Raw genomic sequence first — 22671 nt, 5'->3', positions numbered from 1 at the left:
CTTTACGCGCTGCGCAGCCGCGTGGCGGGAAAGATCGTGCTCGCGGGCATGTCGCTGGCGCGGCGCTGCGCTCCGCCCGCTACACCCGATGCGTGGGGCCAACGTATCGAGAGGATGAAAAATGGCTTCGTTCAATAAACCCGGTCTTCCGGCTTATTCTCCCTCGCCGACCGTCAATAGCGACGGCTCGCTGCTCGTCGACACCGAGGACGGAACGTTTGCTTTCGTTCCCGGCTTCAGCGGCAATGCGGGCGTTCTCGCGCAGAGCAACGTCAACCCTTACGCGAACTGGCAGCAGGTCGGCGGCGTCGCGGCGCTGAACGCGATGTTGGTCGAGTTGCGCGTCATCAATCAGCTTCTGATTTGGCAGATGGGAGCCAACGCTCCCGATCTGAACCAGATGCGCGCCGACGAGTTGTTCAACGCAACGCTAGGAACCGGGCAGGTGTGAACGTGGGGTCGATAGACGTCGCGCGCCGCCAGCGCATGGCCGCTTCAGGGGCCGGCGCGCCCCTCATACCGAAGCCCGCGTATTGGGCGCCGTGCAATCACTGTGGAATGTGCTGCATCTGCGAACCGTGTTGGATCGGTCGAATGCTGTTCGAAGTTTATGATGGCGAATGCCCCGCGCTGCAATGGGGTGCGGAAGGTTCGTCCTGCGGTCTCATGGCTAATCCCGCGGCGTTCATGCCTGTTCGCGTCCGCATTGAGGGCGCGTCTCGCGTGAAAGAGGCGGCGAAGACATTGATCGGATCTGGACGCGGCTGCGGCGGCGGCGGCGGCAAAGTGAATGAGAGCACGTCCGCCGCGTTAAAAATTCTCGGCCTATTGAAGGCCTGGCAAGCCGGGAAGGCGAGAAGGCCCGCGCCGCTGGAAGAGAAAGCCGCGAAATTGCGGAAGTTGGCGCTGGAGATCGCGGCAAAAGAGCGAGAGGCGGCGACGAACGGCAAGGCTGATCTCAGGTAGATGTGCTCTGGTCCTTCAGCGATGGCGCGTCAGAGGGCTTCGCAGGCTCGGCAATCGATGCTTTACTCTCCACGAGAGCCGCCAGCGCTCTCAGGTCGTTCGCCATGTCCTTGTCGTCCCGGAACCTCGCCGCCAGCTTCCGAAGCTGCTCCGGAGACCGTGAACGGCGGAGACCGGAGAAGTTCAGATTGCCAAATTGGCGAACTGAAAGCCGACCGCTTCACGGCTGCGAATGCCGCGGCGACCGGGAAGGCGGAGCGCAACATTCAGCGCGCCGCCGCACGCGGGGAAGCCCTTGGATGAAGTTATATTCCCTCAGGCAGTTTGGACCGCATCATCTCTTTTCTGTCGAACTTGCGCCCGTCCACGACGAAGGTGCCGTCGCCAATGGCGTGGATTCGCCTCTTCTCTCTGCGAGACGCATTGAGGTAGGCGGCGACGCCCTCCAGAACAACAATGTTGTGTCTCTCGATGATATCGACGACCCGGCATTCGATGTTCGCGATACAGTCCTTGATGAGCGGTGGGTGGACGTGCCTCGCCTTAACGCGCGTCAAGCCGAATTTCTCGAACTTGTCTACGTCTCTTCCGGAGCATGTCCCCACGCCGATGACGGTATCGAGCATATCCACCGCGGGGACGCCGATCACGCATTCCTTTGTCTTTTCAAGCGCTGCGTAGGAATAGTTCCATGGCCCAGTCGTAAGGGCGAATGATGCCGAGAAATCCAGGACCATGGTCCAGCTGATGGTCATGACGTTGTCTCTGTGACCATCACTTGTCGTGACCAGCACAACCGGCCCTGGCTCAATCAGCGTGAAGGCTTTGCTGATCGCCAGACTTTCCATAGAGGCCTCCGTTCTCAGGCGTGGCTTGATAGCGTGGCGGTCTCCCGAAGAGCCGGATTTTCTCCGTCGCCATGCGCTAGCTCGGCTTATCTTTTGGCGGCTTTCTTGAGCTTCTCAATCTGAGCCCTCGCTGAGGCTAGCGCCACCTCGGCAGTCCGATAAGTGTCGCCGCCATCGGCTCCGGCTATGCCTGGCGACTTCGCTCGGACGCGGCACCGCTCGCGCCATGCCTCAATGGCTGCCGGAGTTACGACGATGCGCCGCCCCAAGCGCTCGATCGCAAGTTCGCCGCGCTCTGCGGCTGCTCTTAAAGTCGACGCCTTCACGATGCCCCGCAGGCAAATTTCCGCAGCCTCCTTTAGAGACAGAGGTGTGTTTGGGGTCAGGCTGTCGGCGCGATTATCCATGCGGCTCTCCGCGATTCTGTCGCGATCGATGGCGGCCTGTCAGTGCTCAATCAGTCGTCGTTCTCAGCGCTCAAATCCTCGAGCGGGATAGACGCGGCCTTCGCGCCCACTCCTTACCGCTTGCGGAGCCTCAGCCCCGCCCCGCCGACGTTTTCCGGCATGCCAGCGACTTGATTTAGCTCCACCTTTTCCTCGAGATCACATATCGCAAGAGCCAGCCAATACCGAGGGGCACGACAAAAGCGGCTATGAGCGAAAATGTGATGGCGCTGTCTCCCAACAGTTGGTCGAACAAACTGCGCTTCATGTCTTTCATTTCGGCATAAAGCAGGAGTCCCGCGCAAACGATTCCAGCTATGAACCCTGCATAGAAAGCTGCATCTCCGACTTTCTCGGCCATGCTTGCTCTGGTCGGCGTCTCGTCATTCATGGATCTGGCCCGACCTTTCTCGTCCGGAGACCCGCCCCGCACGCTGCACTGAAAACCCTCGGCCTATTGAAGGCCTGGCGAAGTGGAAAGGCGAGAGGTAGCTCGCCGCAGAGACACACTGAGGCGTGAGGTCGCTTGCGTCTTACGGTCTCGTCACCCTTGAGGGGCAGAAGGCGCGACGTACAGAGCTGGCGGCGCGGGCGTCCGGTATCCTGGCCTACATCGTTCTGTAGCCAGTTCCGTCAAATATTGTTGGCGCGCTTGCAGGGAAGCGGCCTCTTTGCCGGCAGCATCTTTAAAATCCATTCCAAACCAAACTGGCCAGAGAACGATTCCTACGACTCCAGCACCGACGTTTTGAGCAACCTTCCAGCCTTGCTCATTGGCGAGCTGCTGAACCTTCTGATTGTTGGCTTCGATCTCGGCGCGAATCATCGTGCAGTTTGAGTATTGGTCCTGCACCTGCACCGTGGCCATTGGCTGAGGGTCGCGCCCCGCGCAACCGGACAATGCGAAACCAACGATCATCGCGACACAAGCTTGACCCCGCAAAGCGCCCCCCAGCGACAAGATCGTCCAATCGAGAATTCACCGGATAGGTGCCGGTTCGGATGCGACTTTCGCCGAATTTGCCGCTTTTGACAAGATTGCGCTGGCGCGGCGACCGCCTCCGCCTCACCCGCCATTCTCGGCGTTCAAATTCTCCAGCGCGAGGGAAGCCGGTTCGGCACGCCGGCAAACCCAGCCTCGTCAAAATAGAGCCCAGCGCGATCGAAGGACGCAAGAATGCATACGAGCGGCGCACGCCGAAGCCGAGCAACCGAAGGAGCGGCAACGTCGCCCTCGCTCTCGCGATAGGCGAGCGCTAAGCGCGGGCGCCGCCATCGCGGCGAGCGCCACCTCGGCGAGACGCTGCGCGAGCACACAGAGACCTTGGGGCTTGCAACCGGGAGAGAGCACGGGTGCCGGCATTCAAAAGACGGTTCCCGCTCGGAACCATCAAACGCCCGCCCACTCTCGCCGACCCTGGAATAGACAAGAAGCTCTCAAGTCGGGCGCAAAAGCTTACTCGACGGCGACCATCACGTCAGAAGACTTTATGACGACTTTCACTTTGCCGCCAACATGCAAGTGAAGCTGTTCGACGGACTCATTCGTTATCGAGGCCGTGAAGTGGAGCCCTTTAACGTCTATGATGACGTGGGCAGTTGTGGCGCCTTCCTTGATCTCTGTCACCGTTCCTTCGAAGACGTTACGTGCCGAGATATTCATGGCCTTATCTCCATCGGGGATTCAAGCGCGGTTAATGGCGGGCTCACGTTGGAGACAGGCTACCGCGCGGGTTGCTCGCCCTGGAGCTAAGTGGCGCGAGCCTTCCGAGGCTCAAGCTCCCGCCGCAAATCCATATACGAGGCGCTGCACCCGGAGACGAAGCACAGCGGGGACCGCAAGAGCGATCAAACTCTCAATTTGCAATCTTGCTCGTTTGTGGATTCGACCGTCGAAGCGACGGGCAAGCACGCCAGCACAATGAGCCGCGCCGCCGCCGTTCTCGGTCAAGAGGCGAGGTCTCGCTTGTCGTGGAAGCGCTCGATCTCTTCCGCAGTATAGGTTCTACCGAGGGAGGTTATGGTAGCCGCTTCCTTCCGTTCTGGCGTAAGCCTATCGAATTCAGCTTTCGCCTCTCCAAGAGTCGGGCAGTTTATTGACCTCACACCGTCATTGAGAACTGCCGAGCGCGTGGCGTCCACATAGATCGGTTCCTTGCTCATTTGAGATTTCCTCAGCCTGACGCCCGGCCCTTCCCCGTTCTCGTCAACGAAGACGACGCCCGCCGATTCGAGCGCGAAGCGAATAACCGCCAGGGTAGCGTTCCGCGGTTTGGCGGCTTCCGTCTCGAATTGCCGGACTGTCACAATCCCAACTTGCGCGGCGTCGGCAAGCTGCTGCTGCGACCAAGATATCAGGCCGCGCGCGGCGCGGCATTGTGCTGGCGTCATCATGGCCCTGCTCATAACACAATCCGTATCAAAACGCCAGAACCATCGAAAATAGATTGACAGGGGCGCGTGCGTCTATTATAGACATAACCATCGAATAACAACGCCTCTGTTCACCCCCGCCGCCGAGACCCTGATCTCGGCGAACGCCATCGGCTTGCCCAAAGGAAGGCCCGCCATGCCCGCCAAGTTCGACCGCTCCCGCATCATGAAGGAAGCCCATTTCCTTGCCCGCTGGCGCGTGTTGACGGTTGGCGGCTCCTATCGGGCATGGTTCGCCAAGACGCTCGCCGCCGAGTGGCGCAAGGCCAGGGAACGCGCAGCTCGCCGCGAGTGGAACAAGACGACCCCGCTCGAAAGCAACCTCGGTCTGCCGCTGCGATCCTGCCCAGCCGACGCCGCGCCTCGGTCTGGCGCCTTCGCTGGGGTCGTTCCCATCTCTCGCCTCTTCACCCGCACTTCGGGCCGCATCGCCGGCTCGTTCGCCGCCTGACGCAGCGCCGGGCGACCCACGAGCCGCCCCGCGAAGCGCCAGCTTCAAGCCCCAAGGAGGACCACGTGAACGACCAGACCGAAACCACCGCGACGCAGCCAAAAGAATGCAGCGCCGAACTCTTCATGCGACTGGCAGCGGAGGGTGCCAATCTCGCCCATCTGCGCGCCGTCGCGGATGCTGAGCGCGAGTTCTACAACGCCGCCGCCGCGCGGCTGGCCCGGCTCTACTTCGGAAAGAAGGATGGCGAGGAGATCACCGCTTCCGACTTTTGCCAGCGGCTCGATGAGCTGGCCTTGCGCTCCTGGGGCGTCGCTGAGGCGGTCTCCTCGCTTGCTCAGGACAACCCTGGCAAAACCTCGGATGGCGTCTCGCGCCTCGTCCAGGAGCTGGCGATTGACCTCGAGCGGATTTCCGAGGCCTTTGGCGCGGAGCTGATGGTCGAGTGGAGGGCGTCCAAATGACGACGCCTAAGACCAAGCAACCGATCGCGGCGACAGCCGAAGAAGCCGCCGCCCTACAATTCGAGCCTTTTGCTCAGGACGTGCTCAAGGCCATCAAGCCGCCAAGCAACGCCAAGTGGGCCGCGCTGGCCAATCCGCATTTGGTGACATGGCGCCTAGCCTGGCGTGTCCTTGCGATGACAAAGCCGGAGCTGGTCGAGATGCTTCGCAAGATCGGCGACGATGACGAAGTCGCTACCGAATTAATGGACGGTTTCCAGGGTGCGATTTCCTTTTTCGAAAGCGGGCTTGAGATGCTGAGGATTGCTGAAGCCCGCATCCTCTGCGCCGGTTCAGTCCTGGAGGTCGAGGAAGGCGCAGCACCCGCCGCCGCCCTAGAGCTATTTGAGGGCGGCCAATGAAGACGCGTAAACTCTCAATCCATGAGACGCCCGACGAGGAACGGCTGGGACTCAAGCTCGCCGAGGACCGCTTCGGCCAGTTGCTTCTGAGGAAAGGCTCGACGGAGCTTCTCCAGCGCTTTGTCGCAATAAGAAAGGTGAATCAGGAGCTAGACGGAACGGGAAGAGATTGGCGGGACGACGCTCTTGACGCGGAGTTGGCGAGGCGCCGGCGGAGGTTCAACTGAGATGGCCGCGCCGTCCCTCAACCCCTCCGGCCTGCGCCCTCTCCTGATCGACACGGCGTCGCTTTTGGAGATCGGCGCTGGGTTTACAGCCCCTCCCTTAACCAAGTTGATCTTCCAAAGCCGAGCATGCAGGGCAAAGACTAAAACTCTCGACTGTACGCTAAACCGGCCTGAACCCTACGTTATTGACGCAGTCCGGCAATGCTTCGGAAGGAATTTGATTCTGTGTAATGTTTCTGCTACGTGATATGTCTTCGCAGGGTCGCATGCATGATAGTATCGGAGGGTATTGGTATGAAGAGTAAGAATGTTAAATATTTATATCAAGTACAATCCATACGAGGCGGCAGTCGAGGAGATATCGCGGCGTATATCAGCGAGTTGGTCGAGGAATTGGGGGTGATGGCAACCAATAACAACATGCCATTGCTAAATTACTTTCTGCGAATGGCCCAAGCTGAGGCGGAATCCACTGCTCGCAGCGAAGGCGTCATACCGACATCAAAACAAACTTATTGCGGAGGAACCCGCCATTGACGGGCCGCAACTGCGCGAAAGGGACCGTCCTCTATTCCATTGTTGACGCCTAGCCTGCGCGGAAGCCGCGTTGCAAAGAGGGGACGCCAGCAAGCTCACACTGTGGCGTTCCTACAGCAATTTTCATCTTGGAATTAAGCATCGGCGCAAGCGCTGCTACACCAGGGCTCATTTTGCGCTAGTGATGGCGATCGAGACAGGGGCAACCCTAGAGACGCGCATCAGGAAGGCCCGAAAGAATGCCCGACCAGGAAGTTGAGTTCAATCGCATCGTCGAAGCGGCGATAGCCCATTCGAAAAGCTGTCTCGCTGACGGTTCGGTTGAAACATCCGAGGTCATAGCCGGTCTGCTGACGATGCGAAAAGATCTCAAAAGCCGGGGCGCTCCGGTCCAGGCGCTTGGAAAACTTGACGCGTTCTTAAGATCGCTCCGGCCGTGTCCGCATCCGAATAACAGCCTGAACAAGTGAGCTTCCGCTCCCCATCAACCCTAGGCTCGCATCTCTCATCGCAACCACTGCGCGACGCCGCCGTGTCGAGAGCATGTGCCGCTGCGCGAGTGTGAAAAGCTATAGGAGCTGTCGCCGCATTTTGCGGTCGCACCGTCTGGCGCGTTGCCTGTTTCGCTGTGAGCTGGCGCATGCACGCTCTCGCCGGCCTTGTTCAGATATTGCCCATGTTCGTGAAGCTGCTCTTCGACGGCCGCGCCGGGAATCAACTCTGGCTTATGTTGCGATTCCGCTCTTGCGGCGCTGCCAATGAAGAACATCAAAACTACGACGACGAACGCACGCAACATGAGCACGCCTCATAAATTATCGCTCGCTGGCCACGCTCTCGTTGCGGCGTTGGGGATAGCCCCAGTTGCGAGCGCGAGCGATGCTGAACTTCCGCTCAATCCGGCCGTGACGCAAGAGACGATCAGTGTGACAGTCTGTGTTCCCGGTTGGACGAAGACCGTGCGCCCACGGTTCAAGGTCACGAATGCGATCAAGCTCGCCAAGCTTCGCGAGTTGGGCCTAACGGAAGCGGACAGAAGCCGCTTCGAGCTGGACCATATAATCCCGTTGGCGCTCGGCGGCGCGCCCGATGATCTTCGCAACTTCCAACTGGAGCCATGGGAGGAGGCCGAGGAAAAAGACGCGATCGAGGCTTGCCTTGTGCGCGCTGTCTGCGCCGGTAAGATCACGCTGGACGAAGCGCGGCGGCGCATCTGGAGCGACTGGCGACACGTCGGGACTGACTGCAACAGGGGCGGATGACGGGCTGGCGGTGCACAGCGCCAGCGCCGCCCTTCCTAAGCCGGCAAGTCTCTATTCCAGCTAACCGGCCCTCAAACATTCCGGCGAAGCGCAACCGGACATAAGCATCCGATGCACCACGAGCAGATCCGCAGCGTGCTCCCACGCCCCCAAATCCATGAAGCGCCAAAGATCCTCAAGGATCATTTTGCACACGGATGGCTTGCCGCGTTTCAAATTAAAGCGATAGCTTTCAAGCAACAATTTATGCCGCTCAGAAGGCAGCGCGCAAAGAGGCAGTTCAGGCGTAGCCATCCTCTCGGACTCAGCGCATTGCTCCACGCTACTCATGACGCCCTCTCCACTCTTTCCCTCTGAAGTGGACTACCATCGACATCATGCGCTTTCATGACGGTTTTTTGAATTGTGACAATTGCTTAGCGTCGCTGCAGCGCGGCATCCGCTTTTTGCGATGCAGGATCGAGGCTAGAGGCTCCGGGGCCGCCTAGCGCGGGAGTTGGCGATGCGGGCGGAGACGATCGCCAGCGCCCGGCGTTCACGCAGCCGCCCGGGCCGGCGGCTGTGAAGCAGCACTGGCTAGGGCCGCTGAGTGAGCCGGCGCACTTCGTCTCTAACTTCGCCCCAATGACCTCGCGGACGGTCGCCGAGCGGGCCGCCTTCATATTCCCGCAAGGCGAGATAGCGTGCCTCAAACAGCGCGTGTTCGCCGTGCTCCTCGATGAGCGCCCTGGCGTCGGCGGTGATCGCGTCGCGGTGTGCGGGGCTCTCACGAAACCAATCGAAAATCATCGGACGAATCTCTGCTGGCGCTCGCGTTGCGCTCGGCGACGCTCGGCCCAGCCTATGGCCGTGGCACAGACGCAACGAGGCACGTGACTGGCGACGCATTGCTCTTAGCGCGAGCATGGCGAACAATGGCTTAACGTCGCGGGCCTCCGCGCTGGCGCATCCGGTGTCGCGGCAATGGAAAGGGTATTGGCAGAGAAACTTATTTGTGTGATTCTTTCATTACCGTTAATTCTGTTCCAACTGAATTATGCAACATATGGGGGGCTGCAGTGGCTTCTTCAGAGCAGACGGCTACATTAGTATGGGAAAACGGAGCAGTATCTATAATATCCGGCATAATTAGCCTATGGCACTTAATCGTATTTGCTATTTTCATATTTGTGGTATTCTATATTTCGTATAAACGGCTAAAGCATCTTGATATACGCGTATTATCTATACTATTTTTTACAACCTTATCGCTGATATTATCTATAGCCCTGTACAAACTTGGAGAAGGCCATGGTAAAGAGACATTTATCGGTTCGTTTAGGGATCCGAGTACATTTAATGGATCTGTATTTGCGGGTTGGTGCGCGAGCCTAGCCTTCTTTTTGGTAATCGGGCTTGCGGTCGCGCTGGCGTCCCTCGATATGCCTGAAAATAAATCTTTTGAATCTAGAGCCCGTATCTTATTTAGGAAGCAAACTGGCACACACATAGAGTATATTTTATCAAAGCTATCAAGTATGTTTGAGCATTATACAGAAAGAGCTACTGTTAAAGTGTCTGTAGAGGAATACGACAAGACACACAAACTATTTAGAATTTGTATAGAGGGGGAGTCTATTATAAAAAGCTACATTGATGATGCTGAAACCACATATAAATCTATGCTGTCTCTGGATTCTATCACAACGCACCCGGGCGCATCGCCGAGAAACATGGTAATATATTTGAGGGTGAATGGATCTACTAAGCATACTTGCGAGTTTGATAATAAAATAGAAAGAGAATTCCAAACATTGATCCCAGCATCAGAGACATGCACTGTCACTAGCAAAATTAGAATGTGGTTCAAAGCGGACGATGAAACTTACTCGAATCGACCCGTACGATATACGCAGCAGGCGACTCTATATATAGAAAACATTCTTCCTGAAGATCAAAAAATTAAAGTTTCCTTCGCCAAGGATTAACTTGCCGGCTCAAGCCACGAGATTGTCATAAGCCCAGGGGATCTTATGCAAGCCGTTTCTATACGAGATATAAAGCCGGATAGGCTTGTGTACCAACTTAAGATTTCCCCACTTGAAAAACCTGAGGGCTCGCCTACCTTCTCCGCTTGAGAGCGACTCAAACCTGTGCTTAACTAACCGTTAAGCCGCGGGTGGTATGGGACGTGCTAGCAGCCTTATCGCATGCGAACCGAAGGGAGACCCACATGCACATGGCAGAGGAACGTGGTGTCTGATAAGGTGTCTGCAAGAGCGGATGTCGAGATCCTCTAAGGGCCGCTTGTGAGCAAGCGGCCCTTTAATTTTCGTGCTCGCCTATTTCATAATTCTCCCTCTAGCCCAAACCATATTCCCGCGGCTGTCCTTCGCCGACCCGGCCAACCCTTCCGCTTTCAAATTCCGCAGCGCCTTACTCACACGCCGCGTGTGCTCGGTTAGAAGCTTCCGGTCTCGCGGGTCCAGCTCATTCACAGTCAGAATCGCCCGTGCGATCTCCCGGCTTGCCAGCGGCGCCGTAGCGCCCCGCAGTTCGTCCAGGATCGCCTTGGCCTGCGCTATCCTCTCGCCATGCCTCGCCGATTCGATGGTCCAGCGCTGGACCTCGCCAACATGCGCAGCCTTGGCGTGCGCTCGATCTTCGCAACGTGCGATTGCGGAATGCGCTTCGCTTCGTTGAACAGGTCGGCCCGCTTGGCGAAGCCCATCCGGATCGAAATCTCGTCGCTGATCCTGTTGGCGGCGGCGACGTTCGCCGCGCTAGAGCGATGCGAATAGCGCGACGTCATCGTGTTGCGCTTGTGTCCGACGCAGGCGGCGATGGCGGATTCGGTCTCATTGATGTCATCGCCGACCGAAACGAATGAGTGGCGCAGCACGTGAGCCGTCACTTCTTTCGGGAGCCGGGCCGCCTCGACAATCCGCGCGAGGGTCCGCCAAAACGTGCCTTGGCCTAGGGTGCCCTTCCTACCCGGGAACACATGATCATTGCCCTTGATCTTCGGGAGGCTACGCAGCACGCTCAAAGCGGCGCGCCCAAGCGGGCGGATGCTTTTTCCGGTCTTCGTCATTGGCAAAACAGCGGTCGCGCTCTCCATGTCGAGGTCGCTCCATCTGAGGCCGAGCGCTTCGCCGCGACGCCAGCCTGAGAACGCGAGGAACAACACCGCCGCCTTCACCAAAGGCGCCTCCCTGGAACGGCGCAGTTCGCGGCCGAGCGCCCCATATTCTTGAACGGCGAGGCGACGATCGCGCCGGCCGATAGCGTGAAGCTCTACTCCGCGAGCAACGTTCAATTCGAGCCGCTCGCTCTTGACCGCCCACTGCAAAACGCTGCTCAGACTCGCCACAACGCGCGTGGACAGGCTTGTCGCCAGGCCATCGCCGTCGCGCTTGGGGCGCGCAGCCACCTTGTCGCGAAGGGCAATCACGTCGCGGCGGCGAAGCTCAGCGACCGGAGTCGAACCGAGCAGCGGGCGAATGTGCTTGCGGAAAGCGGAGCGGTCCGACGCGATCGTGCGCTTGCTCTTCGGCTTGCCCTTGACCAGCGGCAGCCCTGCTTCGCAGGCTTTGACATACTCGTCGATCAAATCAGCAACGGTCTCGGGCTTTTGAACGCGGCTGGCTCGGGCTTTTTTCTTCCTCTCGGCCGGATCGGTGCCCATGGCAAGTTCGGCGTAAACCGCGCGGGCGGCTTCGCGTGCGGCCTCAGGTGCGAGCTTCCCCGATGTCCCCAGCGTCAAGGATTGTCCCGCGCCTCCCCAGCTTCGATATTTCACGAAGTAGCTGCGCATCTCGCTTCCCTTCCGGCGTCGCACGCCGAAGCCGACGACGAGGTTATCCCAGAGCGTCTCGCCGGGCTTCAAAGCCGCAACGCGCGTCCGCGTGATCTTGGCCTTCTTCACCTTGTTGCTATTCGCAGCCATCGCTGCGCCGGCAATGATAGCTCCCTCAAGGTCTTCGTGGTTAGGCGGTCAGCTTTGGCGGAACGCCAACGCGTCTTCCCCCGCGGCGCAGCAGAGGCAACGCCGCTGTATGCCGCTTCGGCCGTCCGAGTTCGGTCTCTCAATTCAAGAAGCCGAGAACGTCGCTGGCAGAAATGAGGACAACCCCGTCGGCGGTCGCTCGGCCATGGTCGAATTTTTCGGCCGCCAGAAACTCGAGCGCTGGCAAGTCGGCTTCGAGTTGCGTTCTCAGCTCGTCGCCCGCCAGCATAGACGTCGTCACGACGAGCGCGTCATCATCGATGATGACCTGGACGTTTTGGGCAGTTCCCGCGATGCGCATGGGGAAAGCGAAGCCGTGCCTCTCCCGCACGATTTCACCCTCGATTCTTTGAAGTGGCATTGGATCGCGCTCCATAGCCCCCATAGAAACGGTTGGCACTTTTCAAATACGCCCTGAAGACGTTTCCGTGACTGGCGCGAGCATCGGGCGCGTGGGGCGGCGAGAATTGTTGCGACCGCGTTGCGACAATAGACCGCAGTCAGGCGGCTTATTCATATAAAATATTGTTTAGTAACTGTATTCGTCGGAGGATTGCAAGGCGCATCCAGCCTTTGAGCCAGCGCGCGCGTTGCGACAGCAGCGCGCCGAAATTCTGCGGCGCCTCCTCGCGCGTTTGAGAGCCGAAGGTCCTGACGGCGAAGCCCGCGCGCGCGAGACGCAGTCCGAGATCGGCGTCTTCCGTGACGTTGTAAGCGTCCCAGAAGCCCACGGCCCGCAAGGCCTCCATGCGGAAATGATTTGAGGTGCCGCCGAGAAAAATCGGCAGATCGAGCGCGGCCAGCCCCTTGTTGAAGACCTCGAAGAGGCCCGCGTATTCGAGCGCAAAAAGCGCGGTGAGGCGATTGACGGCGCCGTTGTCGATCGAGAGGCTCGCCTGCAGGCACGCCACGTTGCGCGGCGCGCGCGCGAACAAGGCCGCCGCGCGCTTGAGCTGCTTCGGCTCGGGAATGTCCTCCGCGTCATAGACGGCCAGGAGCGCGCCCTGCGCATAGGCCGCGGCGATGTTCAAGGCGCGCGGCTTGGTTTGCGGCGCGCCGCGAGGAGCGATCAGAATAAGATGAGGCGTGCGCGGACCGCAGCGGCGCAAAGCGCTGAGCGTTGCGTCGTCGCCCTCTTCGACGACGAAGATCACCTCGAGCTTGGCGCGCGGATAGTCGATCTTGTCGATCGCGCGCGCAATCTGCGGCGCGACGCGCGCCTCGAGATGGAGGGGCGCGACGATTGTGTAGCGCGGCAAGCGGTCTTCGGCGATTTCGATCTCAGGCTCGTCGCGTGCGAAGAGGCTCGCGGCGCAGGCGATGAGCCTCAGCGCCACGGCGGCGGCGAAAAACAGCGCCAGTGGCAAGGCGGCGGCGAGCGCCAGCGCGGCGTTTGGCCAGAAGGGCATGACGAGCGTCACGAGGCCAGCCACGCCAAGGACGGGAAGAACGGCCCCCTGCGTCGCGCGTCTCGCGCAGAGGGCGGCGTCGATGCGCTCCGCACGGTACGGCGCCGCGCGCGCGACGGCGCCCAGCGTGGCCCGAGCCGCCGCATCGAGAAATTCCGCGCGCGTTGCGACCGCGAGACCGGGAGCAGCTTTGCGCACGCGCGCCGCCTCGATTAACCGGCCGATCGCCTCGCCCTGCGGCGCGCAGACCCAAGCCGGCCTCCCGCCTTGTCCCGCAAGCCGCGCGTAGCCGCGCCGAGCGCAGAGGCGGAAATCCGAGCCGGGCTCGATTGTGAATCCGCTCGTCAGGAAGGGCAGGCCGAGGCGTTGCGCAAGAGCGCGGTAAAAAACCTCGTCGTCGACGAGACCTTCGGACAAGAGCGCCTCGTCGGCGAAAACGCCGTGCCGGCGCGCCAGGCGCGCGCCCTGCTGCAGCACGCCGCGTGGCACGCCGAAGTCGAGCAGGAAGGCGATTTCGGCAGGAAGCTCGGACGGAGCCGACGCGGAGGCGGGAGCCGCGCTGTTCAAGCGCAGCGCGACCGTGTTGGACAGGCGCTCAGGGGCGAGCCGCGCGCCGTCATGGCGATGCGCCTTCGCAAAACTCTCAACGCGCGGGTGATACATAGACGAAGCTCGCAACGCGCCCCAGTGAGGCGGCGTCCATCTTGGACGCGCCAGCGCCAACTGTCACGATTGAGCTTAAAAGCGACTTTTTGACGCCCGAGCCCTGTCCCGGCCGAGCAATCTCACGCCTCGCGGTAGAAGAGCAGTAGGAGGCCCGCGAGCAGGAAGCAATTGGGCCAGACGAGCGCCGCGGCGCGTTGCATGCGGCCTGCCTCCAAGCGCAGCTCGAGCCATCGCGACCAGCCGGCGGCGACGCCGACGAGCGCGAGCGGCGTGTGCGTGATCTCGATCAGCATCTCTTCCTTGGGATTGGCGAAGCCGTGCGAGTGGGTCAGCAGCACGGCGGCGGCGACCGCCGTCACGATCGGAAAGACATAGAGCGCCGCGCCCTCCTTGATCTTGCCGAGGCGCACGCGCCATTCGAACAGGCCAAAGGCGACGACGAGCAGCATCGCCAGCTTGTGCTGCGCGATCTCGGGGTCTCTCAGGCTGTCGAAGAAGCCAATGCGGCCGAGTGGCCAGGCGGCTTCGTCCGCACGCAGAAAAATGAAGGCGGCGAGTCCCAGAAAGACGAGCGGCCAGTGGCGCGCCGCCGGCGCGAGGCCCCTCCGTCGTTCCGCCAAGGCGAGCGCGCCCATAGCGAGCACGAAGAGGCCGGCCCAATGATGATTATATTCGGACCACGCGATGTCGGCGGCGTTGCGCGGCGGCGGCGGCTCACCGATCGCGTAAGTCGCCGGCGCCGTCGCGGACGGCTCCTGCGCCTTGGTGATGGAGAGGCTGGCAAGATCGGGACTCTCGAGACGCGGCGGCCAGCGCGGCGCGAGCCGCTCCACGACTTCCGCGCCGCTCGCCCAGTCGCGCGCGAGGTCCCGCGCCGGCGGCAGCGAGGCGAGCGAGGCGGCGCAAAACACCACGGTTAGCCCAACGCCAATCTCGACTTCGGCGAAACGCCGCATCGACAGAATGGGCGTCCCGGGCTCGGCCCGCCAGCGGCGCACGGTAAGAAAGTTCAGGGCGCCCAGGACGAGGAGCGCGGCGAGCAGCACGAGCTTGGCGCTGAGCATCACGCCATAGGAGGCGCCGTAGAGCGCCGCCGGCTCGCCGACATAATCTGTGGCCAGATAGATTCCGCTGCCGATCAGCGTCGCGACGGACGCGATCGACATCATCGAGAAGCGCGCGGCGGCGACCCGCCTCGCCGGCCCCTCGACGCGCGTGAGGGCCAACAGGAAATAGGGAATGCCGCCGATCCAGACCGCGACGGCGAGCATATGCGCATATTCGGCGAGATAGAGGCCGAAGGCATTGTCCGGCCGGCTCGCCGCATGGGTGACGGCGACCTGCGCAGCCAAGAGAAGGGCGCTGCAAAGCAGCAGGAGGCGAGGGGCGGCGCCCGCTTTGACGAGCAGAGCGACGAGCGCCGCGCTCGCGGCGCCGGCGGCGGCGGCGAGCACCGCATCCGCGCCCACGAGGTCGGCGAGAGGCAGGTCCAGCGTGCCGCGCAAAAGCGCCAGCAGTCCCGCTCCAGACATCGCCTCGCCGAGCGCAAGCGCGAGCGCGCTCCCGAAGATGAGGCGTCGCGCCATCGCGGCCGTCGAGGTTTCGCGCGCCGGCAAGGCGAGGACGAGAAAGGCTGCGCCGCCGAGCGTCAGCGTCTGCGCGGCGAGAATTGAGCCGCGCATCACGACGCTGAGATAGCCGTAAATTTCCAGGAAGAGCCGCACGGCGCTAACGCTCGACTTCGAACGGTATCTCTCCGTGCGTCACATGTCCGTCGACGCTCAGCGCCTGCCACAACAGTCGGTAAGCGCCTTTCTCCAATCCCTTGGCCGAAGCCTCCAGCCTTTCGCCGACGCCGGTGTCTTTGAGCGCCAGCGCCTTCGGCGCGCCGTCGGGGCCAAGGAGCGTCAGACGCGAGCGGGCGCGATCGATCCGACTGTTGAAGCGCAGCTCGATCTCGAGCTCGCTCTGGCTGACGATCTGGCGTGGTTGCGGCGAGGACGCGACGACGATCGCATGCGCCGCCGCTTGCGACGGCCAGAAAAGGGTCGACACGAGTATCGAGAAAAGAAGCGCGCGTGGGAGTTTCGTCGCCATCGATGCAATGGGTTGGGTGTTCGCCTCGCCATTGGGAGGCCCAGCGGCGGCTGCAGAAAGGATGCCAATTGGGGCAATTTTTCGGGCGCTCGGACGCCGAAGGGCGCCGCGGGAAAGCGCAGCCACCCCGCGCGCAAGAAGGCCCGTTTGCCGCAGGTCTTGCGCAACCCCCGTCCAGTCACTAGCCTTGCGCCGAAGCGCTGTAAGAGCGCGCCGCGACGAGGGGAACTCCCCGCGCAATGAATTGCAAAGACAAAAGAAGGCTCAAAGGGGGAAAGCTCGGGACCATGGCCAACAACAAAATTACGACCCTGGAGCAGGCCATCGCGCTCATCAGGGACAATGATGTCGTCACGACAAGCGGCTTCGTTCAAAGCTGCATTCCCGAAGCGCTGCACATGGGCCTGGAGAAACGCTTCGTCGAGACGGGCCATCCGAAGAACTTGACCTTGATCATGACGGCCGGCGCGGGCGACAGCAAAGGTCTCGGCACGGGCCGCCTGCATCACGACGGTCTGCTCGGCCGCGTCATCGCCGGTAATTTCGGGCGCATGCCCAAAGTGGCGCAGGCCGCGCAGGAGAACAAAATCCTCGGCTACAATTTGCCGCAGGGGGTCATTTCGCAGCTCTACCGCGCCTGCGCCTCCGGACAGCCCGGCCTTTTCTCGAAGGTAGGTCTTTATACGTACGTTGACCCGCGCTTTGGCGGCGCCAAGGTCAATGACGTGACCACCGAGGACATCGTCAAATATCACAACATCCAGGGCGAGGAGTGGCTCTTCTACATCGCCACCAAGATCGACGTGGCCTTCATCCGCGGCACGAGCGCCGATCCTTCCGGCAACATCAGCATGGAGAAGGAAGCGCTCGTTCTCGACAACCTCGCCCAGGCGATGGCCGCGCGCAACAATGGCGGCATCGTCATCGCCCAAGTGGAGCGCATCGTCGAGCAGGGCTCGATCCATCCCAAGGACGTCGAGGTTCCGGGCATTCTCGTCGACTGCGTCGTCGTCGCGCCGGAGCCAGAGCTGCACCGCATGAATTACGGCGTTCTGTATAATCCTGCGCTCTCGGGCGAGGTCCGCGTGCCTGTCGAGGGCATGGCCAAGATGCCGCTCGATGAGCGCAAGGTCATCGCCCGCCGCGCCGCTTTCGAGCTGCCGCCCAACGGCGTCGTGAATTTAGGCGTGGGCGCGCCGGAGGGCATCTCGGCCGTCGCCAATGAGGAAAAATTCACGCCCTACATCACGCTGACGACGGAAGCCGGCGCGATTGGCGGGGTGCTGGCCTCGGGCTCCTCCTTCGGCGGCGCGACCAACGCCGACAGCATCATCCAGCAGAACCAGCAGTTCGACTTCTATGACGGCGGCGGGCTCGACATGACCTGCCTCGGCATGGCCGAATGCGACGTTCAGGGCAATGTCAACACCTCCAAGTTCGGCGGACGTCTCAATGGCTGCGGCGGCTTCATCAACATCAGCCAGAACGCGCGCTCCGTCGTTTTCGCCGGCACCTTCACCAATGGCGGACTGAAGATCGCGATCGAGGACGGCCAGGTCAAGATTCTGCAGGAAGGCCGCAACAAGAAGTTCCTCAATTTCGTCGAGCAGATCACCTTCTCCGGCAAATTCGCGCAAAAGCGCAAGCAGCCGGTCATCTACGTCACCGAGCGCTGCGTCTTCCGCTTGGGTCAGGCCGGCATGGAGCTGATCGAGGTCGCGCCGGGAATCGACATCGAGAAGGACATTCTCCGCCACATGGACTTCAAGCCGATCGTCGAAGAGCCGGAGCTCATGGACAAGCGCCTCTTCCTCGATGAGCCGATGGGGCTTCTGGCGGAGCTCCTCAACCTCAACATGCACGAGCGCGTGCAATATGATCCGGATCGCAACATCCTCTTCGTCAATCTCGAGGGCTGGCACGCCCGCACGAAGAAGGACGTCGACGAATTGCGCAAGACGCTGGTCCAGGCCTGCGAGAAGGTCGGCAAGCGCGTGGCCTCCGTCGTCAACCACGACGGCGCCAAGATTGCAGAAGCGCTTTACGACGACTATGCCGAGATGATCCAATATATGATGCAGCACTACTACTCGACGACGGCGCGCTATGCGACGAGCGCCTTCGCCCGCCTCAAGATGAAGGAGGCGTTGACGAAGCGCGGCTTGCAGCCGCATGTTTTCGAGCGCAAAGAGGCGGCGCACGCCTTCCTGGAGGTCGTCGAGGGGTGAGCTTTGCTCCCGATTATCCGGCCGCGCGCGTTTACGCCTCGCCTAACCACGGCCTGCGCGCGCGACCGGTCTCGCTGCTGATCCTCCATTACACCGGCCTGCCGACGACCCAAGCGGCGCTCGACGCCCTCACGAGCCCCGCCGCCGAGGTCTCCGCTCACTATCTCGTCGACGAGGACGGCGGCGTCCTCCAGCTCGTGCCCGAGTCGCGGCGCGCCTGGCACGCTGGCCGCAGCTTCTGGCGCGGCGAGACGGACGTGAACTCGGCCTCGATCGGCGTCGAAATCGCTCATCCCGGTCATCGCGATCCGCGGCCCTATGGGGAGGCGCAGATCGAGGCGGTCATCGACCTCGCGCAGGACATTTGCGCGCGATGCGGCATTTCCGCCGAGGGCGTGCTCGCGCATTCGGATGTCGCGATCTTGCGCAAGATTGATCCCGGCGAGTTCTTCCCCTGGGAGAAGCTTGCGCGACGCGGCGTCGGACGATGGGTGGAGCCAGCGCCCATTCGCGCCGACGTGGGGCTCGGCCTAGGCGACGAAGGCGCGGCTGTGCGCAAGCTGCAGGGCAAGCTCGCCCGTTACGGCTACGAGATCGAAATCGACGGGCGCTTCGGCGAAAGAACGGCCAACGCCGTCGCCGCCTTCCAGCGCCATTTCCGGCCGGAAAGCGCGAATGGCCGAGCGGATGTCTCGACGCTCGAGACGCTCGACGCCCTGCTTTCGTCGCGCCACCCTAAGAAGCGCTCGCTCCCGCTGCCCTCCTTTCCGCGGGCGGAAAAAAGCCGACGCCGGTCGTGAGCGCGGCGCGCGGGTCGACCAGCGCCTTACCCTGCTTTATCGTCACGCTCGGGGAGAGGGTGAGCGCTTGCTTGCGCTCTTCGCGAATCCTTCAAGCGGGCGTCGTATCCTCCCCAAATGAATATTGATCCACAAGACGAGACGCTGCGCTTCCTCTCGACGCTCGACGCCGGCGCGAAGATCGTCTCGACCCATATCTCGCGCGTCGTGCTCGGGGCTGCGCGAGTCTATAAGCTCAAGCGCGCCATCGTCTTTCCCTATCTCGATTTCTCGACGGCCGAGAAGCGCCTCGCCTGCTGCGAGCATGAGGCGGCGCTCAACATGCGGCTTGCGCCAAAACTTTATCTCGGCGCGCGCCGCGTGACGCGCGAAGCGGATGGGCGCCTTGCGCTCGACGGCGCGGGCGCGCTCGTCGACGCCGTCGTCGAAATGCGCCGCTTTCCCGATGACGCGCTGTTCGAGAGCCGCGCCCGCGAAGGATTGCTGGACGAGGCCGTCATCGAGCGGCTCGCGCGCCGCCTCGCACACTTTCACGACGCGGCCGAGATCACGCGGGAAAAGGGCGGCGCCAGGGCGATGCGCGAGGTCATCACGCTTTCCGCCGAGAGCCTGCGGCGCGCGCCGCCGGCGCCGAAAGAAGCGGTGGACGCGCATCTCGATCGCCTCTCCGGGCTGCTCGAAGGGCGCGCTGCGCTGCTCGATGCGCGCGACGCGCGCGGCTGCACGCGCCACGGCCATGGCGATCTGACCCTGCGCAACATCTGCCTCTTCGAAGGAGAGCCGACGCCCTTCGACTGCATCGAATTCTCCGACGCGCTCGCTCAGATCGACACGCTCTACGATCTCGCTTTCCTGCTGATGGACCTTTGGCGCCTTGGCCTGACGCGGCTCGCCAATGTCGCGCTCAATCGCTATCTCGACGCGCGCGACGAGGCGGACGGCCTGCCGCTCTTGCCTTTCTTCATGGCGCTGCGCGCGACGATCCGCGCCTATGTCGCGGTTTCGCAGGAGCGAATGGAAGAGGCGCGCGAGGAGTTCGCGCTGGCGCAGCGCCTCGCTCATGAAGCTTCGCCGCTCGTCGTCGCCATCGGCGGTTTCAGCGGCTCGGGCAAGTCGAGCGTCGCTGCCGCGCTCGCGCCTCTTCTCGGCGCCCCGCCCGGCGCGCGCGGCGTGAACAGCGATCGATTGCGCAAGGCGTTGTTTAGCGCCGAGCCGACCGCGCGTCTGCCGCCAGAGGCCTATGCAAGCACGGTTTCCGTCAAGGTCTATGCGCAAATGATCGAGCAGGCCCAGCGCGTCGCCGCTTCTCCTTGGGCGGTCGTCGTCGACGCCGTCTTCGACAAGGAGGAAGCGCGTCAAGAGATCGAAGCCGCCGCAAAGCGAGCGGGCGCGCCCTTTCTTGGGGTCTGGCTGGACGCGCCGCTTGAAGCGCGACTCCAACGCGTCGACGCGCGCAAGGGCGATCCCTCGGATGCGACGCGCGACGTGCTGCTGCGGCAAATGCAGAGCGAGACGGGCGATATCCGTTGGCTGCGCCTCGACGCGAGCCGCCCTGCGCAGGAGACCGCCGAGGCGATCGCTGCGACGGGTGTGGCGGAACGCAACCGGCAAGGGAGCTAGATGCGTTTCGCCAAAAAGATCCGTGCAGCGCCTTGAGGAAAATTCTCGATCCGCCCGCAGCGCGCGAAGCCTAAGCGCTCGTAAAAGCGCGCCGCGCCTTCGTCGAAACTATCGAGATAGAGGCCAAGGCATCCGCGCTCGCGCGCAAGGCGCTCGACCTCGGCCATCAACGCCCTTCCCAAGCCCTGCGCACGTGCGTCCGGCGCGACCCAGAAATGCCGCACGTAAAGCCAGCGCCAATGCGTCACGCCATTGGCGCCGCAGAGGAGCGCGCCTTCGGCGTCGCGCGCGGATATGAAAAAAGGGGTCTCGTCACGTCGGCCGAAGCGCGTCCCGATCTCCTCTGCGAGCCGCGAGGCGAGATCCGCCGATTCGCTCCCCTCACGTTGAAACAAGGGCTTTTCATCGTCGCCGGGCGCCGTCATGATCTTGCTCCATGGGCAGAAGTCTCTACCTGATTCTTGGCGCGGCGCTTCTCGTCGCGACGCCGACGTCGTCCACAAGTCAGGAAGGCGCTTGCGATATGCCCGTCCCCTTGCGCGGCGCCGAGATCGACGATTATGCGCCGATCTTTTTGCGTTGTTGGGACGCGTCGGGCGCCTCCGAGCTTGCGACGCGCGGCTGGCGCGTCGGCGAGGAGCGAATGCTGCTCCTCGTCCATCCGCATACGCTCCAAACCCGCGTTGCGCGCGCCGCCTGCTGGCGCTGCGCCGAGACGAGCGACGCGCAAGAGTCCGAGACGCGCTTTATGCGGGCGGTCGAGGGCTCCGGCAAGGAGCCCGATACGCCCAAGGCGCTCGTCAATATGGGCCTCATTCATGGGGACGGCGGCGGCTCCTTTCTCACCGGCGACCTTTGCCCAAGCAGCCGTCCGCTCGATCGCAGCTTTCTGGAGCTCGTCGCCAAGCAGGGCGCGGGGACGCCGATCGCGCTCTCGATCTCGGGCGGCTGGATGCTCAAGCATGCGGAGGATCTCGACTGGCTGCGCAACGAGATCGAGAGCGGCGCGCTCGCCGTCTCCTGGGTCAACCACTCCTATAGCCACCCTTTCGCCAAAGGCAGGCCGAAAGAACAGACGTTTCTGCTCAGCGCAGGCGTCGATATCGACGCGGAGATTTTGGAAACCGAGCAGCTGATGCTTCAGAACGGATTGACACCCTCCGTGTTCTTCCGCTTCCCCGGCCTCGTCTCCGATGCGAGTCTGATGCAGAAGCTGCGCGAGCGCCATCTCGTCGCGCTCGGCGCCGACAGCTGGATCGCGCTCGGGCCAAGGCCGAGGCCAGGCTCGATCATGCTGGTGCATCCCAACGGCAATGAGCCGGCGGGCTTGAAGATTTTTACGCGCCTGCTGCAGGAGGGGAAAGTTCCCAAGCCGCTGCGGCCGATCGAAGAGGCGCCGAGGTGAGGAGTTCGCTGCGCTTCCTTGCGCAGGTGGCGCGGCAAAACGCTTTCTTAATGTGCATGCGGGTTAATGTCCCTTTCGAGCCGAAGTCGTTCCGCAATGCCCGGTCATCCCGACGAAAGACGCCGCACGCAACAGAGCTCGCGCCCGCATCGCCGGGCGGATACCGCCGGCTGCCCGCCTCTCGAAAATTCATGGCGTCTGCCCCCCGAAAACGGGCGTGACGGAGAGCCCAAGCGGTCCGAGCAGCGGTCATTGATTTTTGCGGCGATCGTCGCAACCTTGATCGGAGCGGCCGCGCTCATCGGCCTTCGTGACAAGATCGTGCGCGTCAGTCCGCGCGACCCCGCGCCTTCCGAGGTGGTGAGCTTCCGCGCCCGCCTCGCCGCGCCGCCGGAGGGTGCTCCAGCGCCGGCGCGTTTCGCG

At 62.1% G+C, this 22671-nt stretch carries 27 protein-coding genes; 13 read left to right on the top strand and 14 right to left on the bottom strand.

Annotation, left to right across the window (positions count from 1 at the left end; all coding sequences use genetic code 11):
- The first annotated feature begins 121 nt into the window (after window positions 1–121).
- Window positions 122–451: a hypothetical protein gene (locus tag QMG80_RS19905; RefSeq protein ID WP_085770751.1), complete on the top strand. Its 330-nt coding sequence runs from the start codon at window positions 122–124 to the stop codon at window positions 449–451.
- 143 nt (window positions 452–594) lie between these two features.
- Window positions 595–966, top strand: coding sequence for a hypothetical protein (locus QMG80_RS19900; RefSeq protein WP_085770750.1), 372 nt, complete (start codon window positions 595–597; stop codon window positions 964–966).
- A gap of 305 nt (window positions 967–1271) precedes the next feature.
- Here QMG80_RS19900 and QMG80_RS19895 read toward each other — a convergent pair whose 3' ends face one another.
- From QMG80_RS19895 to QMG80_RS21610, 5 genes are all read right to left on the bottom strand, one after another.
- The gene (locus QMG80_RS19895; RefSeq protein WP_085770749.1) at window positions 1272–1814 is read right to left on the bottom strand and encodes a flavin reductase family protein; all 543 of its coding nucleotides are present in this window, start codon (window positions 1812–1814) and stop codon (window positions 1272–1274) included.
- 582 nt (window positions 1815–2396) lie between these two features.
- Entirely contained in the window at window positions 2397–2651 is a 255-nt protein-coding gene (locus QMG80_RS19890; RefSeq protein WP_085770747.1) for a hypothetical protein, read from the bottom strand.
- A 153-nt stretch (window positions 2652–2804) separates the two neighbouring features.
- Window positions 2805–3128: a hypothetical protein gene (locus tag QMG80_RS19885; protein ID WP_158658616.1), complete on the bottom strand. Its 324-nt coding sequence runs from the start codon at window positions 3126–3128 to the stop codon at window positions 2805–2807.
- Window positions 3129–3716: 588 nt separating this feature from the next.
- Window positions 3717–3923 carry a TOBE domain-containing protein gene (locus tag QMG80_RS19880; RefSeq protein WP_085770744.1) on the bottom strand — a complete coding sequence of 69 codons (207 nt, stop codon included), beginning with the start codon at window positions 3921–3923 and terminating at the stop codon, window positions 3717–3719.
- A gap of 284 nt (window positions 3924–4207) precedes the next feature.
- Complete coding sequence (locus QMG80_RS21610) at window positions 4208–4654, bottom strand: helix-turn-helix domain-containing protein (protein WP_342586569.1); 447 nt, start codon at window positions 4652–4654, stop codon at window positions 4208–4210.
- Window positions 4655–4829: 175 nt separating this feature from the next.
- Here QMG80_RS21610 and QMG80_RS19870 point away from each other — a divergent pair, with 175 nt between their 5' ends.
- The 5 genes from QMG80_RS19870 (at window position 4830) to QMG80_RS19850 (ending at window position 7243) form a co-directional block, all read left to right on the top strand.
- Window positions 4830–5144: a hypothetical protein gene (locus tag QMG80_RS19870; RefSeq protein WP_085770743.1), complete on the top strand. Its 315-nt coding sequence runs from the start codon at window positions 4830–4832 to the stop codon at window positions 5142–5144.
- A 65-nt stretch (window positions 5145–5209) separates the two neighbouring features.
- Entirely contained in the window at window positions 5210–5608 is a 399-nt protein-coding gene (locus QMG80_RS19865; RefSeq protein WP_085770742.1) for a hypothetical protein, read from the top strand.
- Window positions 5605–6009: a hypothetical protein gene (locus QMG80_RS19860; protein ID WP_085770741.1), complete on the top strand. Its 405-nt coding sequence runs from the start codon at window positions 5605–5607 to the stop codon at window positions 6007–6009. The genes QMG80_RS19865 and QMG80_RS19860 overlap by 4 nt, the downstream gene beginning before the upstream one ends.
- A gap of 521 nt (window positions 6010–6530) precedes the next feature.
- On the top strand, window positions 6531–6773 hold the full coding sequence (locus QMG80_RS19855) for a hypothetical protein (RefSeq protein WP_158658615.1): 243 nt from the start codon (window positions 6531–6533) through the stop codon (window positions 6771–6773).
- 239 nt (window positions 6774–7012) lie between these two features.
- Window positions 7013–7243 carry a hypothetical protein gene (locus tag QMG80_RS19850; RefSeq protein WP_085770739.1) on the top strand — a complete coding sequence of 77 codons (231 nt, stop codon included), beginning with the start codon at window positions 7013–7015 and terminating at the stop codon, window positions 7241–7243.
- 35 nt (window positions 7244–7278) lie between these two features.
- Here QMG80_RS19850 and QMG80_RS19845 read toward each other — a convergent pair whose 3' ends face one another.
- Window positions 7279–7542 carry a DUF3761 domain-containing protein gene (locus QMG80_RS19845; protein WP_245300234.1) on the bottom strand — a complete coding sequence of 88 codons (264 nt, stop codon included), beginning with the start codon at window positions 7540–7542 and terminating at the stop codon, window positions 7279–7281.
- Here QMG80_RS19845 and QMG80_RS19840 point away from each other — a divergent pair.
- Window positions 7532–8035, top strand: a complete 504-nt coding sequence (locus tag QMG80_RS19840) for a hypothetical protein (protein WP_199769100.1) — start codon at window positions 7532–7534, stop codon at window positions 8033–8035. The two genes, QMG80_RS19845 and QMG80_RS19840, sit on opposite strands and share 11 nt — an antisense overlap.
- A 60-nt stretch (window positions 8036–8095) precedes the next feature.
- On the opposite strand, the gene QMG80_RS19835 is transcribed toward QMG80_RS19840, so the two are convergent.
- Window positions 8096–8365 carry a hypothetical protein gene (locus QMG80_RS19835; protein ID WP_085770736.1) on the bottom strand — a complete coding sequence of 90 codons (270 nt, stop codon included), beginning with the start codon at window positions 8363–8365 and terminating at the stop codon, window positions 8096–8098.
- Between the two features lie 246 nt (window positions 8366–8611).
- The gene (locus QMG80_RS19830) at window positions 8612–8824 is read right to left on the bottom strand and encodes a hypothetical protein (RefSeq protein ID WP_085770735.1); all 213 of its coding nucleotides are present in this window, start codon (window positions 8822–8824) and stop codon (window positions 8612–8614) included.
- Between the two features lie 269 nt (window positions 8825–9093).
- On the opposite strand from QMG80_RS19830, the gene QMG80_RS19825 reads away from it, so the two are divergent.
- Window positions 9094–10002, top strand: a complete 909-nt coding sequence (locus tag QMG80_RS19825; RefSeq protein WP_158658614.1) for a hypothetical protein — start codon at window positions 9094–9096, stop codon at window positions 10000–10002.
- 593 nt (window positions 10003–10595) lie between these two features.
- On the opposite strand, the gene QMG80_RS19820 is transcribed toward QMG80_RS19825, so the two are convergent.
- The 5 genes from QMG80_RS19820 to QMG80_RS19800 form a co-directional block, all read right to left on the bottom strand.
- Window positions 10596–11963, bottom strand: coding sequence for a tyrosine-type recombinase/integrase (locus QMG80_RS19820; protein ID WP_085770734.1), 1368 nt, complete (start codon window positions 11961–11963; stop codon window positions 10596–10598).
- Between the two features lie 139 nt (window positions 11964–12102).
- Entirely contained in the window at window positions 12103–12384 is a 282-nt protein-coding gene (locus tag QMG80_RS19815) for a hypothetical protein (protein ID WP_158658613.1), read from the bottom strand.
- Between the two features lie 148 nt (window positions 12385–12532).
- A complete protein-coding gene (locus tag QMG80_RS19810; protein WP_085770732.1) occupies window positions 12533–14095 on the bottom strand; it encodes a glycosyltransferase in 1563 nt (520 codons plus the stop codon).
- A gap of 122 nt (window positions 14096–14217) precedes the next feature.
- Entirely contained in the window at window positions 14218–15822 is a 1605-nt protein-coding gene (locus tag QMG80_RS19805) for a copper resistance D family protein (RefSeq protein ID WP_085770731.1), read from the bottom strand.
- A 4-nt stretch (window positions 15823–15826) separates the two neighbouring features.
- Window positions 15827–16153, bottom strand: a complete 327-nt coding sequence (locus QMG80_RS19800; RefSeq protein WP_245300089.1) for a copper resistance CopC family protein — start codon at window positions 16151–16153, stop codon at window positions 15827–15829.
- Between the two features lie 329 nt (window positions 16154–16482).
- Here QMG80_RS19800 and QMG80_RS19795 point away from each other — a divergent pair, with 329 nt between their 5' ends.
- The 3 genes from QMG80_RS19795 to QMG80_RS19785 all read left to right on the top strand — a co-directional run bounded on the left by QMG80_RS19795 (window position 16483) and on the right by QMG80_RS19785 (window position 20843).
- On the top strand, window positions 16483–18423 hold the full coding sequence (locus QMG80_RS19795) for an acyl CoA:acetate/3-ketoacid CoA transferase (RefSeq protein ID WP_085773543.1): 1941 nt from the start codon (window positions 16483–16485) through the stop codon (window positions 18421–18423).
- Complete coding sequence (locus tag QMG80_RS19790; RefSeq protein WP_085770729.1) at window positions 18420–19223, top strand: N-acetylmuramoyl-L-alanine amidase; 804 nt, start codon at window positions 18420–18422, stop codon at window positions 19221–19223. Before QMG80_RS19795 ends, QMG80_RS19790 begins: the two co-directional genes overlap by 4 nt.
- A 117-nt stretch (window positions 19224–19340) precedes the next feature.
- A complete protein-coding gene (locus QMG80_RS19785) occupies window positions 19341–20843 on the top strand; it encodes a bifunctional aminoglycoside phosphotransferase/ATP-binding protein (protein ID WP_085770728.1) in 1503 nt (500 codons plus the stop codon).
- Here the strand turns inward: QMG80_RS19785 and QMG80_RS19780 are convergent.
- Window positions 20840–21268 (bottom strand): GNAT family N-acetyltransferase, encoded by a 429-nt coding sequence (locus tag QMG80_RS19780; protein WP_085770727.1) that lies wholly within the window; start codon window positions 21266–21268, stop codon window positions 20840–20842. The genes QMG80_RS19785 and QMG80_RS19780 overlap by 4 nt on opposite strands.
- A gap of 98 nt (window positions 21269–21366) precedes the next feature.
- Here QMG80_RS19780 and QMG80_RS19775 point away from each other — a divergent pair, with 98 nt between their 5' ends.
- Window positions 21367–22248: a polysaccharide deacetylase family protein gene (locus tag QMG80_RS19775; protein WP_085773542.1), complete on the top strand. Its 882-nt coding sequence runs from the start codon at window positions 21367–21369 to the stop codon at window positions 22246–22248.
- Window positions 22249–22671 lie beyond the last annotated feature (423 nt).

Origin of the sequence: Methylocystis bryophila (assembly GCF_027925445.1) — a bacterium.
Classification (GTDB): Bacteria; Pseudomonadota; Alphaproteobacteria; order Rhizobiales; family Beijerinckiaceae; genus Methylocystis; species Methylocystis bryophila.
Note: the sequence above shows the minus strand (reverse complement) of the source record. Positions and strands in the feature narration are given on the sequence as shown.

Bases quoted from the DNA above. Each gene is read 5' to 3' on its own strand.
- QMG80_RS19905 (WP_085770751.1), top strand. From the start codon at position 122: ATGGCTTCGTTCAATAAACCCGGTCTTCCGGCTTATTCTCCCTCGCCG.
- QMG80_RS19900 (WP_085770750.1), top strand. From the start codon at position 595: ATGCTGTTCGAAGTTTATGATGGCGAATGCCCCGCGCTGCAATGGGGT.
- QMG80_RS19895 (WP_085770749.1), bottom strand. From the start codon at position 1,814: ATGGAAAGTCTGGCGATCAGCAAAGCCTTCACGCTGATTGAGCCAGGG.
- QMG80_RS19890 (WP_085770747.1), bottom strand. From the start codon at position 2,651: ATGAATGACGAGACGCCGACCAGAGCAAGCATGGCCGAGAAAGTCGGA.
- QMG80_RS19885 (WP_158658616.1), bottom strand. From the start codon at position 3,128: ATGGCCACGGTGCAGGTGCAGGACCAATACTCAAACTGCACGATGATT.
- QMG80_RS19880 (WP_085770744.1), bottom strand. From the start codon at position 3,923: ATGAATATCTCGGCACGTAACGTCTTCGAAGGAACGGTGACAGAGATC.
- QMG80_RS21610 (WP_342586569.1), bottom strand. From the start codon at position 4,654: ATGATGACGCCAGCACAATGCCGCGCCGCGCGCGGCCTGATATCTTGG.
- QMG80_RS19870 (WP_085770743.1), top strand. From the start codon at position 4,830: ATGCCCGCCAAGTTCGACCGCTCCCGCATCATGAAGGAAGCCCATTTC.
- QMG80_RS19860 (WP_085770741.1), top strand. From the start codon at position 5,605: ATGACGACGCCTAAGACCAAGCAACCGATCGCGGCGACAGCCGAAGAA.
- QMG80_RS19855 (WP_158658615.1), top strand. From the start codon at position 6,531: ATGAAGAGTAAGAATGTTAAATATTTATATCAAGTACAATCCATACGA.
- QMG80_RS19850 (WP_085770739.1), top strand. From the start codon at position 7,013: ATGCCCGACCAGGAAGTTGAGTTCAATCGCATCGTCGAAGCGGCGATA.
- QMG80_RS19840 (WP_199769100.1), top strand. From the start codon at position 7,532: ATGAAGAACATCAAAACTACGACGACGAACGCACGCAACATGAGCACG.
- QMG80_RS19845 (WP_245300234.1), bottom strand. From the start codon at position 7,542: ATGTTCTTCATTGGCAGCGCCGCAAGAGCGGAATCGCAACATAAGCCA.
- QMG80_RS19835 (WP_085770736.1), bottom strand. From the start codon at position 8,365: ATGAGTAGCGTGGAGCAATGCGCTGAGTCCGAGAGGATGGCTACGCCT.
- QMG80_RS19830 (WP_085770735.1), bottom strand. From the start codon at position 8,824: ATGATTTTCGATTGGTTTCGTGAGAGCCCCGCACACCGCGACGCGATC.
- QMG80_RS19820 (WP_085770734.1), bottom strand. From the start codon at position 11,963: ATGGCTGCGAATAGCAACAAGGTGAAGAAGGCCAAGATCACGCGGACG.
- QMG80_RS19815 (WP_158658613.1), bottom strand. From the start codon at position 12,384: ATGCCACTTCAAAGAATCGAGGGTGAAATCGTGCGGGAGAGGCACGGC.
- QMG80_RS19810 (WP_085770732.1), bottom strand. From the start codon at position 14,095: ATGTATCACCCGCGCGTTGAGAGTTTTGCGAAGGCGCATCGCCATGAC.
- QMG80_RS19795 (WP_085773543.1), top strand. From the start codon at position 16,483: ATGGCCAACAACAAAATTACGACCCTGGAGCAGGCCATCGCGCTCATC.
- QMG80_RS19785 (WP_085770728.1), top strand. From the start codon at position 19,341: ATGAATATTGATCCACAAGACGAGACGCTGCGCTTCCTCTCGACGCTC.
- QMG80_RS19780 (WP_085770727.1), bottom strand. From the start codon at position 21,268: ATGACGGCGCCCGGCGACGATGAAAAGCCCTTGTTTCAACGTGAGGGG.
- QMG80_RS19775 (WP_085773542.1), top strand. From the start codon at position 21,367: ATGCCCGTCCCCTTGCGCGGCGCCGAGATCGACGATTATGCGCCGATC.